Source organism: Labrys sp. LIt4, from assembly GCF_017813775.1.
Taxonomy (GTDB): domain Bacteria; phylum Pseudomonadota; class Alphaproteobacteria; order Rhizobiales; family Labraceae; genus Labrys; species Labrys okinawensis_A.
In genome coordinates this window covers 48177-63089 of the sequence record NZ_JAGIPY010000004.1, presented here as the reverse complement: position 1 = coordinate 63089, position 14913 = coordinate 48177, and the positions used below count along the sequence as shown (strand labels likewise).

General features: G+C 65.3%; 14 protein-coding genes. 6 read left to right on the top strand and 8 right to left on the bottom strand.

Annotated features, from left to right (window positions below):
* The first annotated feature begins 27 nt into the window (after positions 1–27).
* The 3 genes from J8I29_RS08665 (at position 28) to J8I29_RS08655 (ending at position 1772) form a co-directional block, all read left to right on the top strand.
* On the top strand, positions 28–318 hold the full coding sequence (locus tag J8I29_RS08665; protein WP_105860858.1) for a YciI family protein: 291 nt from the start codon (positions 28–30) through the stop codon (positions 316–318).
* Positions 319–337: 19 nt separating this feature from the next.
* The gene (locus tag J8I29_RS08660) at positions 338–757 is read left to right on the top strand and encodes an EVE domain-containing protein (RefSeq protein ID WP_209431347.1); all 420 of its coding nucleotides are present in this window, start codon (positions 338–340) and stop codon (positions 755–757) included.
* A 574-nt stretch (positions 758–1331) separates the two neighbouring features.
* Entirely contained in the window at positions 1332–1772 is a 441-nt protein-coding gene (locus tag J8I29_RS08655; RefSeq protein ID WP_209431346.1) for an acetyltransferase, read from the top strand.
* Here the strand turns inward: J8I29_RS08655 and J8I29_RS08650 are convergent.
* The gene (locus J8I29_RS08650; RefSeq protein WP_209431345.1) at positions 1769–2680 is read right to left on the bottom strand and encodes a LysR family transcriptional regulator; all 912 of its coding nucleotides are present in this window, start codon (positions 2678–2680) and stop codon (positions 1769–1771) included. The two genes, J8I29_RS08655 and J8I29_RS08650, sit on opposite strands and share 4 nt — an antisense overlap.
* A gap of 101 nt (positions 2681–2781) precedes the next feature.
* Here J8I29_RS08650 and J8I29_RS08645 point away from each other — a divergent pair, with 101 nt between their 5' ends.
* Complete coding sequence (locus J8I29_RS08645; protein WP_348535993.1) at positions 2782–3849, top strand: aldo/keto reductase; 1068 nt, start codon at positions 2782–2784, stop codon at positions 3847–3849.
* A gap of 209 nt (positions 3850–4058) precedes the next feature.
* On the opposite strand, the gene J8I29_RS08640 is transcribed toward J8I29_RS08645, so the two are convergent.
* The 6 genes from J8I29_RS08640 to J8I29_RS08615 all read right to left on the bottom strand — a co-directional run bounded on the left by J8I29_RS08640 (position 4059) and on the right by J8I29_RS08615 (position 9831).
* On the bottom strand, positions 4059–4937 hold the full coding sequence (locus J8I29_RS08640; protein ID WP_209431343.1) for a sigma-70 family RNA polymerase sigma factor: 879 nt from the start codon (positions 4935–4937) through the stop codon (positions 4059–4061).
* Positions 4937–5389 carry a carboxymuconolactone decarboxylase family protein gene (locus J8I29_RS08635; protein ID WP_209431342.1) on the bottom strand — a complete coding sequence of 151 codons (453 nt, stop codon included), beginning with the start codon at positions 5387–5389 and terminating at the stop codon, positions 4937–4939. The genes J8I29_RS08640 and J8I29_RS08635 overlap by 1 nt, the downstream gene beginning before the upstream one ends.
* Positions 5390–5595: 206 nt before the next feature.
* Positions 5596–6084 carry a DUF417 family protein gene (locus J8I29_RS08630; protein WP_209431341.1) on the bottom strand — a complete coding sequence of 163 codons (489 nt, stop codon included), beginning with the start codon at positions 6082–6084 and terminating at the stop codon, positions 5596–5598.
* Between the two features lie 170 nt (positions 6085–6254).
* Positions 6255–6845 carry a PqiC family protein gene (locus J8I29_RS08625; RefSeq protein ID WP_105860850.1) on the bottom strand — a complete coding sequence of 197 codons (591 nt, stop codon included), beginning with the start codon at positions 6843–6845 and terminating at the stop codon, positions 6255–6257.
* The gene (locus tag J8I29_RS08620) at positions 6845–8548 is read right to left on the bottom strand and encodes an MlaD family protein (RefSeq protein ID WP_105860849.1); all 1704 of its coding nucleotides are present in this window, start codon (positions 8546–8548) and stop codon (positions 6845–6847) included. The genes J8I29_RS08625 and J8I29_RS08620 overlap by 1 nt, the downstream gene beginning before the upstream one ends.
* Positions 8545–9831 (bottom strand): paraquat-inducible protein A, encoded by a 1287-nt coding sequence (locus J8I29_RS08615; RefSeq protein ID WP_181161025.1) that lies wholly within the window; start codon positions 9829–9831, stop codon positions 8545–8547. Before J8I29_RS08615 ends, J8I29_RS08620 begins: the two co-directional genes overlap by 4 nt.
* A gap of 392 nt (positions 9832–10223) precedes the next feature.
* Here J8I29_RS08615 and J8I29_RS08610 point away from each other — a divergent pair, with 392 nt between their 5' ends.
* Positions 10224–11114, top strand: coding sequence for a choline kinase family protein (locus tag J8I29_RS08610; RefSeq protein ID WP_209431340.1), 891 nt, complete (start codon positions 10224–10226; stop codon positions 11112–11114).
* 138 nt (positions 11115–11252) lie between these two features.
* Positions 11253–13697: an FAD-dependent oxidoreductase gene (locus tag J8I29_RS08605; RefSeq protein ID WP_209431339.1), complete on the top strand. Its 2445-nt coding sequence runs from the start codon at positions 11253–11255 to the stop codon at positions 13695–13697.
* A gap of 170 nt (positions 13698–13867) precedes the next feature.
* Here J8I29_RS08605 and J8I29_RS08600 read toward each other — a convergent pair whose 3' ends face one another.
* On the bottom strand, positions 13868–14902 hold the full coding sequence (locus J8I29_RS08600; RefSeq protein ID WP_209431338.1) for an aldo/keto reductase: 1035 nt from the start codon (positions 14900–14902) through the stop codon (positions 13868–13870).
* Positions 14903–14913: the final 11 nt, after the last annotated feature.

Genomic DNA, 14913 nt, shown 5'->3' with positions numbered 1-14913 from the left:
GACACCGACATCAGGAAAGGCGCCGCCATGCTATTCGTCATCCAATGCGAGGACATTCCCAACGGTCTCGAACTCAGGCAGGCGACGCGCCCGGCTCACCTCGATTATCTGAAGACGCAGGACGCCCATATTCTCGGCGCCGGCCCGTTCCTGGACGCCGAGGAGAAGATGGTGGGCTCGCTGCTGATCGTGGATTTCCCCAGCGAGGCCGAGGCCCGGACCTTCGCCGAAAACGATCCTTACGCCAAGGCCGGCCTGTTCGCCTCCACGAGCATCCGCCGCTGGCGCTGGGGCATCAAGCCCCCGGCCGGCCTCTGATCGCGGCGGGGCAATCGACATGGCCCAATGGCTGATCAAGTCCGAACCCGAAGTGTGGAGCTGGGACCAGCAGGTCGCCGCCGGCGACAAGGGTACGCCCTGGGACGGCGTGCGCAACCATGCCGCCAAACTCAACCTGATGGCGATGAAGAAGGGCGATAAGGCCTTCTTCTACCATTCCAATGAAGGCAAGGCCGTGGTCGGCGTCGCCGAGGTGGTGCGCGAGCACTATCTGGACCCGGCCACGCCCGGCCAGCCCTGGGTGCTGGTGGATTTCAAGGCGGTGGCGCCCTTCCCCAAGCCGGTGACGCTGGCCGACGTCAAGGCCGAGCCCAAGCTCGCCAACATGGCGCTGGTGAAGCTGTCGCGCCTTTCCGTGCAGCCGGTGACGGACGAGGAATGGCAGATCGTCTGCGCCATGGGTGGCTATAAGGGCTGATAGCTGAGCCGCCAGATGAACCGGACTCGTGCCATCAAGGCCGTTGCTTTCGACGCGTTCGGCACGGTGGTCGAGATCGTAGACGAGCGCCGGCCCTATGTGCAGATCGCGCGGGGCCCGCGGGCTGGCGTTTTGGCCTCGTCAATCACGCGGCCGCTCGATCTCGCCGCATTTGCCGATCTGTGCGGCGTGCAGCCGAGCCTCGAATGGAAGGCCGATCTCGAAGCGGAATTGGCCTCCATCCGCGCTTTTGCGGGAAGCCGTGAGGTTCTTATCGCACTGCGTCGGGCGGGCTATCGCGTCGCCCTTGCCTCTAATCTTGCGCAACCCTATGCAGCTCCGCTGGAGGCTCTCTTCGCTGATCTGTTGAACTGTGCCTGCTTCTCATTCGAGATCGGCGCTGCAAAGCCCGATCCTGCTTTTTATCGGGCCCTATGCCTCCAACTGGACTGTGTGCCACCTCGATCGCTGCGGCGTGGGCCGGGCGGGGCGAGAGGGCGCTACCATCACGGATCTCCGCCGTCTGCTCGACATCCTGCCGGCATGAATGTCACTTTATTTGGACTTGCTTGTCATGATCACCCTTCGCTCCTCGCGTCCTACGGACGTGCCCCATCTGCTCGAGATCTGGCGCGGGTCCGTCAAGGTGACGCATGATTTCCTGTTGCCCGGCGATTTCGAGGCGATCGACAAGCTGGTCGCCAACGATTACCTGCCGGCTGCTCCCCTGCATGTTGCCGTTGATGGCGACGACCGGCCGCTCGCCTTCATGGGGATGTCCGATCGCCATATCGATTCGCTGTTCATCGATCCCGCCAAGCGTGGCCAGGGCATCGGCACCTTGCTGGTTCGCCATGCCAAGGAGCAAAGCGAGGGGTCGTTGACCGTCGACGTCAATGAGCAGAACACGCAGGCCGTCGGCTTCTACCGCCATCTCGGCTTCGTCGAGACAGGCCGCTCCGCGCTCGATGGCGACGGACGCCCTTATCCGCTGCTGCATATGCGCCTGGATTAGGTTCTCGCTGCCTTGCCCTGCTTTGCCGCAACGAAGTCGAGGAAGGCCCGCAGCGGCGGCGCCATCTGGCGGCGGCTGGGATAATAGAGGTGGAAGCCCGGAAAGGGCGGTGACCAGTCCGCCAGGAGGTGGACCAGCTCGCCGGCATCCAGCCCGCGGCGGACCTGGTGCTCGAACAGATAGGCGATGCCGACGCCGGCCAGCGCCGCCTGGCAGGCGACCTCCGGTTCGTTGACGATCAGGGGGCCTTCGACAGCCGCTTCGAGCGGGCGGCCTTCGCGCTCGAATTCCCAGTGATAGAGGCTGAGGTCGGTCGGCCAGCGGAAATTGATGCAGCGATGGCGGGCGAGATCGTGCGGCGTCGCGGGCGTGCCGTTGCGCGCCAGATACGCCGGGGCGGCGACGGCCATCAGCCGGAGCTCGCCGCCGAGCCGTACGGCGATCATGTCCTTTTCCACCATCTCGCCGAGGCGCACGCCGGCATCGAAGCGGTTGGCCACGATGTCGATCAGCCTGTCCTCGCTGACGAGATCGAGCGTGATGTCGGGATAGGCTTCGAGGAAGGGGCCGATCAGCGGCCCGATGACATGGATGGCGGCGATGCGCGTGGCATTGATGCGCAGCAGGCCGGAAGGGCTGTCGCGCAGGCTCCTGAGATCGGCGACGGCGGCGTCGAGATCGGACAAGGCCGGCCGCAGCCGGGCGAGGAAGCGCTCGCCGGCCTGGCTCGGCGCCACGCTGCGGGTGGTGCGGTTGAGGAGGCGCACGCCGAGCCTCTCCTCGAGCGAGCGGATGGTCTGACTCAGGGCGGAGGGAGAAAGCCCGAGATGGGCGGCCGCCTTCACGAAGCTGCCATGCTCGACCACGGCGACGAAAGCCCGCAGTTCCGCATGGTCGCTGCCGCGCATTATACAAGCCCTTCTTCATAACCCATGCGAATTCTACACCATTAACGCAGCAGTCGTCAGCCGCCATCTTCCGCCCAGCATCGCAACGGAGGATGACCCCCATGACGCTCGCTCTGGATGACTATCGCCTGCTCGGCCGCTCCGGCCTGAGGATATCGCCCCTGTCCCTGGGCACGATGACCTTCGGCACCGATTGGGGCTGGGGTGCCGACGAGGTCGAGGCCCGGCGCATCTTCGACGCCTATGTCGACCGCGGCGGCAATTTCATCGACACCGCCAACCAATACACCAACGGCACCTCGGAGCGCTTTGTCGGCGCCTTCGCCGCCGATCGCCGCGACCGGCTGGTGATCGCCACCAAATACACGCTGCCCTCCCGCCCCGGCGATCCCAATTCCGGCGGCAACCACCGCAGGAGCATGGTGCGGTCGGTGGAAGAGAGCCTGAAGCGGCTCGGCACCGACTATATCGACCTGCTCTATCTGCATGCCTGGGACTTCACCACGCCGGTGGAGGAAGTGCTGCGCGGCCTCGACGATCTCGTGCGGGCGGGCAAGATCGTCTATGCCGGCATTTCGGATGCGCCGGCCTGGCAGATCGCCCGCATGCAGACCATCGCCGATCTCCGCGGCTGGGCGCCGCTGATCGCCCTGCAGGTCGAGTACAATCTGATCGAGCGCACCATCGAGCGTGAGCTGGTGCCGATGGCAAGGGAAATGGGGCTCGGCGTCATTCCCTGGTCGCCGCTGGCCAGCGGCGTGCTCGCCGGCAAATATAGCCGGGCCGATCTCGACGACAGCGGCGGCTCGGCCGAAGCCTCCGGCACCCGCCGCAACGTCGCGCTCGGCAATGGCGCGCTCACCGAACGCGGTCTCGATATCGCCGAGGCGGTCAAGGTCGTCGCCGGCGAGACCGGGCATACGCCCTCGCAGGTGGCTTTGGCCTGGACGCTGATCAATCCGGCGGTTGCCTCACCCCTCATCGGCGCCCGCACCCTGGCCCAACTGGAGGACAATCTCGGCGCGCTCGAGGTGACTTTCTCGGACGAGCAGCGCAGCCGGCTTGAGGCGGCCAGCGCCATCGAACTCGGCTTCCCGCACGACTTCCTCAATCGCCCGCTGACGCGCAACGTGATGTTCGGCGGGCTGAAGATCCCGACGCGGGGGTAGGAGTTGTAGACTTCCTAGAGTCGTACTGCCCCTCACCCTTACCCTCTCCCCGTAAGGACGGGGCGAGGGGCGTCAGACGTTGCGCCTAGATGCGAGACAGGGCGCCCGCTGGATAGGGCGGGACATGGAAGTCCCCCTCGCCCCGTTTACGGGGAGAGGGTAAGGGTGAGGGGCAGCGCTACCTCAAGCCAAGCCTGCTGCCACCCCCCTCAATGCAGGGACGCCTCCCCGATATGCCTGAGCTTGTCAGGATTGCGGGTGACGTAGATGCCGACGATCTGGCCGTCGCGGATGTCGAGGGCCGTGGTCTGCAGCGTGTCGTCGCGCTCGATGGTGATGAAGCCCGGCAGGCCGTTGATATAGGTGAAGCGCACCAGTTTCGACATGGTCTCGGCGAAGTAATGTGCCAGGCCGGCCTGCAGCTTCATCACGTCCTCGATGCCGAAGATCGGCTTCATCGCAGCCGGCTTCTTGCCGCCACCGTCGGAATGCACGGCGACATCGGCGGCCAGCAGGGCCTGCAGGGCCGTCATGTCGCCGCTGCGCGAGGCCGCGAAAAAGGCGTGGGCGATCTCCAGCCCCCGCTCCTTCGGCATGTCGAAACGCGGCCGGGAGGCACGTACATGGGTGCGTGCCCGGCTGGCGAGCTGGCGGCAGGCGGCGGCATCGCGCCCTATGGTCTCGGCGATCTCGTCGAAGGAGACGCCGAAGACGTCATGCAGCAGGAAAGCGGCGCGCTCCAGCGGCGAGAGCCGCTCAAGCGCCAGCAAGAGAGGCAAGGTGACGTCTTCGACCTCGTCCTCGCCCTCCTCCAGCACCGGCTCGGGCAGCCAGGGGCCGACATAGGTCTCGCGCTGACGCCGGGCCGATTTGAGCACGTCGAGGCAGAGCCGGGTGACGGTGCGGGTGAGGAAGGCCAGGGGCTCGCGCACCTCGGCACGGTCGGTGTCGAGCCAGCGCAGGAAGGCATCCTGCACCACGTCCTCGGCGTCGGCGACCGATCCCAGCATGCGATAGGCGATGCGGATCAGGCGCGGCCGCAAGGGATCGAAGCTCGCGGCCGCATCGGCGTGGCTGGCGCCCGGCATCAGGCCGCCGCTTTCGCGCGCACCGGATGCACGGCGTTGAAGCCGACATTGACCCGGTTCCAGCCATTGATGGCGATGATCAGCAAAGTCAGCTTCACCTGTTCCTCCTCGGTGAACTGCGCCTTCACCTGCTCATAGACATCGTCGGGCGCGCGCTTGTCGGCAACCAGCGTGAGGGCTTCGGTCCAGGCCAGGGCCGCGCGTTCGCGGTCGTTATAGAGCGGCGATTCGCGCCAGGCGTCGAGCAGATAGAGCCGTTCCTCGCTCTCGCCGAGCTTGCGGGCGTCGAGGGCGTGCATGTGCAGGCAGAAGCCGCAGCCATTGATCTGCGAGGCGCGCATCTTGACCAGTTCCATCAGGCTCACCTCCAGCCCGTCGATGCCGGTCGAGAAGTCGAGCCACTGCTTCATGATGGCGGGAGAGGCGGCGAAGGGGTTCAATCTGGCTTTCATGATCATGTCCTCCTGATCGGTTTGCGCAGACATGACGAGCCAGCCTCCGCCGCTGTGACATGGCGGCGAAATTTTCTCGAGACAGACTTCCGAACAAGCGCATTGCGCGCCGGAAGTTGCGATCGGACGGATCGCTAACCGCTATAACCGATTGTTTTGAAACGCTGTCTCGGCCGAAAAGCCGATTGGTGCTTCCGGCAGGTGATTCAAGCCGTCGGTGGCCCTGCGAGCGGCCGCGGCAAAGAGGCCAGAAACAGAACCACGCAGACACAAAGCAGGACGATATCCTTGAATAGGAATTCGCCGGTCAGATTCCAGGCCATCGGGTCGGTCGACAGGCTCCATTGCACGACCCCGGGCGTCGTGAAGAAGAACGACCATGTGATCGCGAAGGTGACGATGCCCATCAGGGAACCGGCGGCCGACAGGATCGGGCTGAAAGCACCCGCCGCAAGCAGCGCCGCAATGACGAACTCGGCAACACCGAGAAAATACGCCTCGCCCCGCAGACCCAGCAGCGACAACCATGAGATGAAGGGGCTGTTGCTGATGAACTGGGCAATGCCCTGAGCCGACTGCAACGTGAATTTTTGCATGCCGAACGACACGAAGATTACGACCATGACCCAACGCAGAATGGCCAGAAAACGATAAGAGCCGCTTCCGTTTTCAGAGGTGTGGAAGAATGTATTCATGCGGGTCACTTCTTTCCTTTTAGGCATATTGATTGCGAGGGCACGCAGATGCGCGTTCCTCGCAAAGCACTACGTTCGGAAAGAACAAGCGTTACGCTGATCCGGAGTTTGGCGGCTCACAATGATGTGTATGGGCGACGCAAGATTCTTGCGTGCGACCCGCGCGCGCCTCAGCGCAGCTTGGCGGCGATGTGTCCGGCGAGCTGGTCGAGGGCCGAACTCATCGCCTCGACCTGGGCGGGTGCTCCGGTATCGGCCGGGGGAACGGCGATATTGGCCTGGGCCGCCGCACTGCGTCCGCCATTGCGGTAATGCAGCCGCCATTGGGCCTGCAGCACCACCACGCCCTGGGCATTGGTGTCGAAACGGCTCACCGAGAGTTCCAGCGTGGCCGATTCCTTGCCCGACAGGGTCTGGCTGGTGGTCACCAGCGAGCCGGCGGGCAGGCGCCGGCGCAGATCCTCGGCCAGCACGCGCTGCACCATGGAGCCCAGCGGCTCACCCCAGCGCTCGAATTCGGAGACGCCGAGCTGCACGTCGCCGGAGCGCCGCACCAGCTGCGGCCGGTCGAGATATTTGGCGACGTCCACCGTCTCGATCGACAGCGAGACCGGCCGGCCCGTCACCCTTTGCCCGCTTTGGGCGGCCAGGGTGTAGATCTTGGCTTCCGGCGATGCGCAGGCCGCAAGCAGAGCGAGAGCCAGGCCGAGGCCCGCGAGGGCCGCGACGCGTCCAGGGCGGCGGGAGGAGACGAACGGCATCAGTTGCTTCCTCTGGTCTTGCCCCGGATCAGGGATTCGGGGTGCTGCTGCATATAGTCGGTGAGCACGCGGATGGAACGCACGGCATCGTCGACCTGCGACATCAGGCGGGTGAGGTCGCGCTTGAAGGCGGACGAACCGCCATAGCCCTGGTCGAAGGAGCCCAGCGTGGAATTAATGCGCTTCATCGACTGCTGGGCGGTGTCGAGCACCGGCTGCAGCCTTTGCATCGCCGGCGCGAGATCGGTCTTGGCCTTGTCGATCAGCTCGCGCGCGGAGGTGAGGGCCGCGGCGAGCGAGCGCAGCGATTCCTTGATCTCCGGCCCGGCGGCCAGATCCTGGAACGACTTCATGGTGTCGTTGGCCTGGATCACCAGCTTGTCCAGGGGCAGTTTCGAGATGCGGTCGAGGATGTCGTTGACCGAACGCAGGGCGGAGTCGAACTGGTTCGGGCTGGTCGGGATGACCGGATAGGTATCGCCGGTGCCCAGTTCTGCCGGTCCGGCCTTGGGGTCGATGTCGAGCGACACCACGCTCTGCCCGGTGAGATAGTTGCTGGTCTTGATCTCGGCGCGCAGACCCTTGGCGACCAGCGACTTCAGCACGGTTTCGGGATTGATTGGGCCGTCCGCGCCGACGAGCTGGATCCGCTGCGGCTCGATCTCGATCAGCACCGGCGCGCGCGGAGCGTTCTTGCCGACGTCATATTGCAGGCTGACATTGACGACCTGCCCGATCTTGAGGCCGTGCCACTCCACGTTGGAGCCGGGGACAAGGCCGCCGACGGAGGAATCGAAGTAGACGAGGTAGCGCAGACGCACGGTATATTTGGCTTCGTCGGCGCTGGCTTGGTCCCGGTAGAGCGTGAACGTCGCCTTGGGAGGCGCGCGCTCGTTCGAGGGCATGTCGATGGGTGTGTCGAAGGCGATGCCGCCCGCCAGCAGGGCCTGGATGGAATCGAGCTGAAGCCGGAAGCCCTGGGGACCCGTGGTGAGGGAGACACCGGATGCGTTCCAGAAATTGGTGCTGGTGCGCACTTCCTTGTCGTAGGGGTCCCGCACGAAGGCGCGGATGGTGATGCCGTCGGCGAGGTTGGAGGAATCGTAACCGAGCACCTGGCCGACCTCGAGGCCACGATGGAAGATCGGCGATCCCGCGCTGATCGAGCCGATCTGGGTGGTCTTCAGGGAAAACTCGGTGCCGGGCGCGTCGGTCGGAATGACCGGGGGAAGCTCCAGGCCGGCGAAGGTGTCGGCCGTCGTGCCGGCCTTGCCCGGATCGAACTCGATATAGACGCCGGAGATGATGGTCGACAGGCCGGAAATGCCGGAACTGGCCGACAGGCGCGGCCTGACGACCCAGAACAGCGTGCCCTCGCGCATCAGCGGTTCGGCCTGCTTGGTCATGTCGGCGGTGACGATGACGTGGCTGCCGTCCGGCGCAAGGGCGATGCTCTTCACCGTGCCGAAGACGATGGCCTTGTAGCGGATCTGGGTCTTGCCCGGCTCCAGCCCCTCGGCCGTGCGCATGGTGATGGTGATCTCCGGCCCCTTCTCCGACAGCGTGACCCAGCCCAGATAGAGCGCGATGGCGGCCGCCACGATCGGGATGAGCCAGATCGCGGACAGGCGGCGACGGCGCGGCGGATCGAGATCCGGCGTGGCCGTGTCGCTGCCGTTCTTGGAGGTGTCAGAGTCGGTCAATGGCCCTTCTTTCCTGTGTCGCGGCCCGACGCATCGTGGCGGTTCAACACATCCCACATCAGCCGTGGGTCGAATGATTCAGAGGCGATCATGGTGATGATGACCACGCTGGCAAAGGCGATTGCGCCGATGCCGGGCTCGATGGTGGCGATCTCGCCCAGTTGCACCAGCGCCACCAGGATCGAGATCATGAAGATGTCGATCATGGACCAGCGCCCGACGAACTCGATGATCCGGTAGAGCACCGTCCGATCCTGCAGGCGCCAGGTCGAGCCGCGCTGGGTTGTGATCAGCAGCACCATCAGGCCCACCAGTTTGAGCACGGGAACCAGGATCGAGGCGAAGAAGACCAGCGCGGCCAGCGGCCACAAGCCGGCATCCGCCAGGGCGATGACACCGCTGATGATGGTATCGGGCTCGCCATGTCCGAGCGAGATCACCGTCATGATCGGGAAGAGATTGGCCGGGATGTAGAGGATGGCGGCGGTGATCAGCAGGGCCCAGGTTCGGGTCAGGCTGTTGGGCTTGCGTTGATGCAGGGGGGCCGAGCAACGCGGACAGGTCCCATGCCCTGAAGCGGGCAGGTTGGAAACGAGCCAGCAGGCTTCGCACAGGGCGGTCGGCCGCCTGGGGTCTACTTTGGGCGGTGGCGGGGCCAGCCCCTTGCGCGCAAAGCTGCGCCAGATGGTTTCGTCGTCCAGGAGCGCGCCGGTCGCCACCGTGACCAGCATCAGTGCCACCACGGCGAACACGGCGGGGCCGAGATCGACATGCGCGAGATCGATCAGCTTCACATAGGCCACGAGAAGGCCGAGCATGTAGACTTCGATCATCGCCCAGCGGCCGACGAAAGAGGCGCCGCGATGGACGAGCGGCAGCCAGCGCGGCGGGCGCCTCATCCTCAAACCGGCCAGGACGGTGAGGCGGGCGAGGATCTGCAAGCCGGGCGCCACCAGCATGGTGAAGGCGACGACGATGGCCAGTTCCCAAAGGCCCTGGTCGTAGAGCGCCTTGATGCCGGTGACGAGGCTGGCCACCTGCGCGCGACCGGAAATCTCCAGCCGGATGAAGGGCAGGAAATTGGCCATGGCGAAGCAGATGGCCCCGGCCAGGCTATAGGCATAGGCATGGCTCAGCGAGATGGCGCGGAAATGTTCAAGCGTGGCGCCGCAGCGGGAACAGCGCGCCCGCATGCCGTCCTGAAGCGGCGGCACGTCATGCAGCAGCCCGCAATCGTGGCACTCCATGATCTGGGTGGCACTTCGCGTCGTCGGGGTGATCACCCGATCTGTCCGGCCGGTCGCCATATTACCGTTGCACTCGAATCACAAAAGAACTCCGGCCTTACCGCAGCGTCATTTCATCAATGGAGATTGCGAATCTTCCCTGAAGTCTCCCTTCGGGTCGACCGTAACTCCGATGTCTTGCACCCGAAGGGCTCTTTCCAAACATTCGCAAGCGGGCGACTGCATTGCCGCAATACGTCGCCCCCGGTCCCTTTTGTCGCATACGGCGCGAAAAGCCAAGGCTTAGACGCTTCTGGAATTGGCAGGCGCCGGCTTGGAAGACGCCGCCGGGGCTTCGTCACCCCGGCCATTTCGGGCATGCCGTCTGGACGATTTGATCCCGATCGGGTTAGGTTGCCATAACATTGAATAAACCATCCGGAGCTGCCATGCCCACGGTGCCGCTTCACAGCCCCCGCGAGAAAGCGGCGGCCTTGGCCTGCTGGCGCGGCAAGGTCGAGCCGCAGCCGCTCGGCGGCGGCATCACCAACACCAATTTCACCGTGGTGGACGGCGACGGCAAATATGTCGTGCGGATCGGTGACGACATCCCTCTCCATCAGATCAGCCGCGCCAACGAACTGGCCGCCAGCAAGGCCGCTTTCGCCGCCGGCATCTCGCCGGAAGTGGTGCATCACGAGCCGGGCGCGCTGGTGCTGCGCTTCATCGAGGGGCGTACCTTCACGCCGCAGGACGTGCGCGATCCCCGCAACCATCAGGCCATGATCGAGCTCATCAGGCGCTGCCACCGCGAAATGCCTCGTTTCTTCCGGGGGCCGGCGGCGATCTTCTGGGTGTTCCAGGTCCTGCGCGACTATGGCCATACGCTCAGGGAAGGGGCCAGCCGGCACCTGGCGCTCTTGCCGCGCCTGCTGGCCGAGAGCGAGCGCCTGGAGAAAGGCGTCGGTCCCGTCGACATCGTCTTCGGCCACAACGACCTGCTGGCCGCCAATTTCCTCGACGACGGCAAAAGGCTCTGGCTCGTCGATTGGGACTATGCCGGATTCAATTCGCCCTTGTTCGATCTCGGCGGCCTCGTTTCCAATTCCGAGCTCGATGTGGCCGCGCAGGACAGTCTGGCAGAGGCCTATTTCGAGCGTCCGCTCGACGACGGGTTGCGCCGCCGCCTGGCCGCCATGACGGCGGCCTCGCTGCTGCGCGAGACGATGTGGAGCATGGTGTCGGAAATCCACTCCACCCTCGATTTCGACTACGCCGCCTATACGGCCGAGAATCTCAGGCGCTACGAGGCGGCGTATCGGGCGTGGCAGGATGGGTAAGATCCGCCCGGCGTGCCGATCTCCAGATCGGCGTCCTTTTACGACGAACGAAGCGTTTCCCAGAATGCCGATCTGGAGATCGGCACACCAGGATTGGTGCGCTGAACCTAGGTAGGTCCGCGCTCCCAGGAGATCTCCATGTCCGACCTGCCCTCTTCCGCGAAAATCGTCATCATCGGTGGCGGCATCATCGGCTGCTCCACCGCCTATCATCTCGCCAGCATGGGGCTGACGGATGTGCTGGTGCTCGAACGCGGCAAGCTCACCTCTGGCTCGACCTGGCATGCGGCCGGGCTGGTGGGCCAGCTCAGGACCAATGCCAACATCACCCAGCTGCTCGGCTATTCCGTCGCTCTCTATGACCGGCTGGAGCAAGAGACGGGCCTTGCCACCGGCTGGAAGCGCAATGGCGGCCTCAGGCTCGCCTGTAATCAGGAGCGCTGGACCGAGGTGAAGCGCCAGGCCACCACCGCGACCTCCTTCGGCCTGGAAATGCAGCTGCTCAGCCCGAAGGAAGCCCAGGATCTGTGGCCGCTGATGCAGGTGGACGACGTGGTCGGCGCCGCCTTCCTGCCGACGGACGGGCAGGCCTCGCCCTCCGATATCACCCAGTCGCTCGCCAAGGGCGCGCGCATGGGCGGCGTCACCTTCCGCGAGGGCATCACCGTCACCGGCATCGAGGTCGAGGGCGGCGTCGCCAAGGCCGTGCTGACCGACCAGGGCCGCATCCGGGCTGAAAAGATCGTCCTTTGCGCCGGCCAATGGTCGCGCGAGATCGGCCGCATGGCCGGGGTCAACATACCCCTGGTGTCGATGCAGCACCAATATCTGATCACCGAGCGGATCGAGGGCGTCACCTCCAATTTGCCGACCTTGCGCGATCCCGATCGCCTGACCTACTGGAAGGAGGAGGTCGGCGGCCTGGTGATGGGCGGCTACGAACCCAACCCCAAGCCGTGGGCCAATACCGGGGCGACCGAAAAGTTCGAGTTCCAGCTCCTGGAGAACGATCTCGACCATTTCGAGCCGCTGATGGAGCTCGCCATCGGCCGCGTGCCCGCCATGGAAAATGCTGGCATCAAGCAGTTCATCAACGGTCCCGAGAGCTTCACGCCGGACGGCAATTTCATCCTCGGCGCCGCGCCGGAAACCAAGGGCGTCTATGTCGGCTGCGGCTTCAACGCCTTCGGGATCGCCTCGGGCGGCGGCGCCGGCATGGCCCTGGCCGAATGGGTGGCGAGGGGCGAACCGCCCTATGATTTGTGGGCGGTCGACATCCGCCGCTTCGGCAAGAATACGCTCGATACCGGCTGGGTGCGCCAGCGCACCATGGAGGCTTATGCCAAGCACTACACCATGGCCTGGCCCTTTGAGGAGTATCAGTCCGGCCGTCCCCTGCGCCGCTCGCCGCTCTATGACCGGCTGAAAGCCCAGGGGGCGGTGTTCGGCGAAAAGCTCGGCTGGGAGCGGCCCAACTGGTTCGCTGCTGCAGGCGAGGAGGCCAAGGACGTCTATAGCTATGGCCGCCAGAACTGGTTCGAGGCCGTCGGCCGCGAGCACAGGGCCTGCCGAGAGGCTGCCGTGGTGTTCGACCAGACCTCCTTCGCCAAGTTCACGGTGAAGGGGCGCGATGCGGACAAGGCCCTGTCCTGGCTCTGCGCCAACGACGTGATCAAGAAGCCGGGCAGCCTCACCTATACCCAGATGCTCAACCGCAAGGGCGGCATCGAGACCGATCTCACCGTCGCCCGCCTCGGCGACGGCAGCTACTACCTCGTCACCGGCACCGGCTTCGCCACCCATGATCTCGACTGGATCCGGCGCAACGTTCCTGACGGGCTCGACGTGCAGGTCGAGGAGGTCACCTCCCAGTTTTCCGTGCTGGTGCTGATGGGCCCGAAGGCGCGCGAGATTCTCGGGGCGCTCACCAGCGAGGATCTTTCCAACCAGGCCGCGCCCTTCGGCAGCGCCCGGCCGCTTCACATCGCCGGGGCACGCATCCTAGCCCTGCGGGTGACCTATGTCGGCGAGCTCGGCTGGGAACTGCATGTGCCGATGGAATTCGCGCTGACGGTCTATGACGCGCTGATGGCCGCCGGAGCCCCGTTCGGCCTCGTCAATGCCGGCTATCGCGCCATCGAATCGCTGCGCCTGGAAAAGGGCTACCGGGCCTGGGGTGGCGAGATCGGGCCGGATCATTCGCCCCTGGTGGCCGGGCTCGGCTGGGCGGCGAAGCTGAAGAAGGGCATCCCCTTCCTCGGTCGCGAGGCGCTGATCGAGCAGGCCGCCAAGCCGCTGCCGCGCCTGCTGGCAGGCTTCACCGTCGACGATCCCGCCGTGATCCTGCTCGGCCGCGAGACCATCTATCGCGACGGCAAGCGCTGCGGCTGGCTGGCCTCCGCCGGCTATGGCTACACGGTGGGCAAGAATATCGGCTACGGCTATGTGCGCGATCCCGCCGGCGTCGATGCCGACTATGTGCTTTCCGGGAACTACGAACTCGAAGTCGCGACGGAGCGGGTAAAGGCGCGGGTGTTCCTCGAGCCGCTTTACGATCCCAGGATGGAGCGGGTGAAGGGATAGGGGAGGTGTCCTCTGGGACCGCCAGCATCCTGCTGGCTCTGCTTTCCCGCAAATGCGACCTTTGCGGGTATTCGCTGCCGACGAAGAGCCAGCAGGATGCTGGCGATCCCAGGAAAAGCGCCTCGCCGGGACAGCGAGGTGCTTGCGGTTATTGGCGGTAACGCGCCCCCTTACACCGCCGGCGGGTTCAGCCGGGCGAAGCCTTCCTGGCGGCGATAGGGGAAGTAGGGATAGGCCGCTTCCACGCTGCTGGCGGCATCGAGCTTCTGCCGCTGCTCGGGCGTCAGGCTCCAGCCGATGGCGCCGAGGTTCTGCCTGAGCTGGTCCTCGTTGCGGGCGCCGATGATCACCGAGGATACGGTGGGTCGGCTGGTGAGCCAATTGATGGCGATCTGCGGCACGCTCTTGCCGGTTTCCCCGGCCACCTCGTTCAGGGCGTCGATGACGCGGAATAGGCGTTCGTCATCCACCGGCGGGCCGAAATCGGCGGTCTGGTGCAGCCGGCTTCCTGCCGGCAGGGCCTGGCCGCGCTGGAGCTTGCCGGTGAGGCGGCCCCAGCCGAGCGGGCTCCAGACCAGGGCGCCGACACCCTGGTCGAGGCCCAGGGGCATCAGCTCCCACTCATAGTCGCGGCCGATCAGGGAGTAATAGGCCTGGTTGGCGACATAGCGCGTCCAGCCATGCCGGTCGGCGATGGCGAGCGACTTCATGATCTGCCAGCCGGAAAAGTTGGAGACACCGAGATAGCGCACCTTGCCGGCACGGACGAGGCCGTCCAGCGTCGAGAGCACCTCTTCGATCGGCGTGCCCGCATCGAAGGCGTGCAGCTGCAGGAGATCGATATGGTCGTTGCCGAGGCGGCGCAGTGCAGCCTCGACGGAACGGATGAGGCGTTCCCGCGAGGTGCCGTAGTCGCCGGGCCCGTCGCCCATCGGCAGGGCAGTCTTGGTCGAGATCAGCACCTCGCTGCGCCGGCCCTTGATGGCGGCGCCGAGAACTTCCTCGGAGGCGCCGTTGGAATAGACGTCGGCGGTGTCGAACAGGGTCACGCCGGCCTCCAGACAGATGTCGAGAAGGCGGCGCGCCTCCTTCTCATCCGTGCTGCCCCAGGCGCCGAACAGGGGCCCCGAACCGCCGAAAGTACCGGCACCGAAACTGAGGACCGGCACCTTCAGGCCGGATAAGCCGAGACGACGATAGTCCATGGTGATGTCCT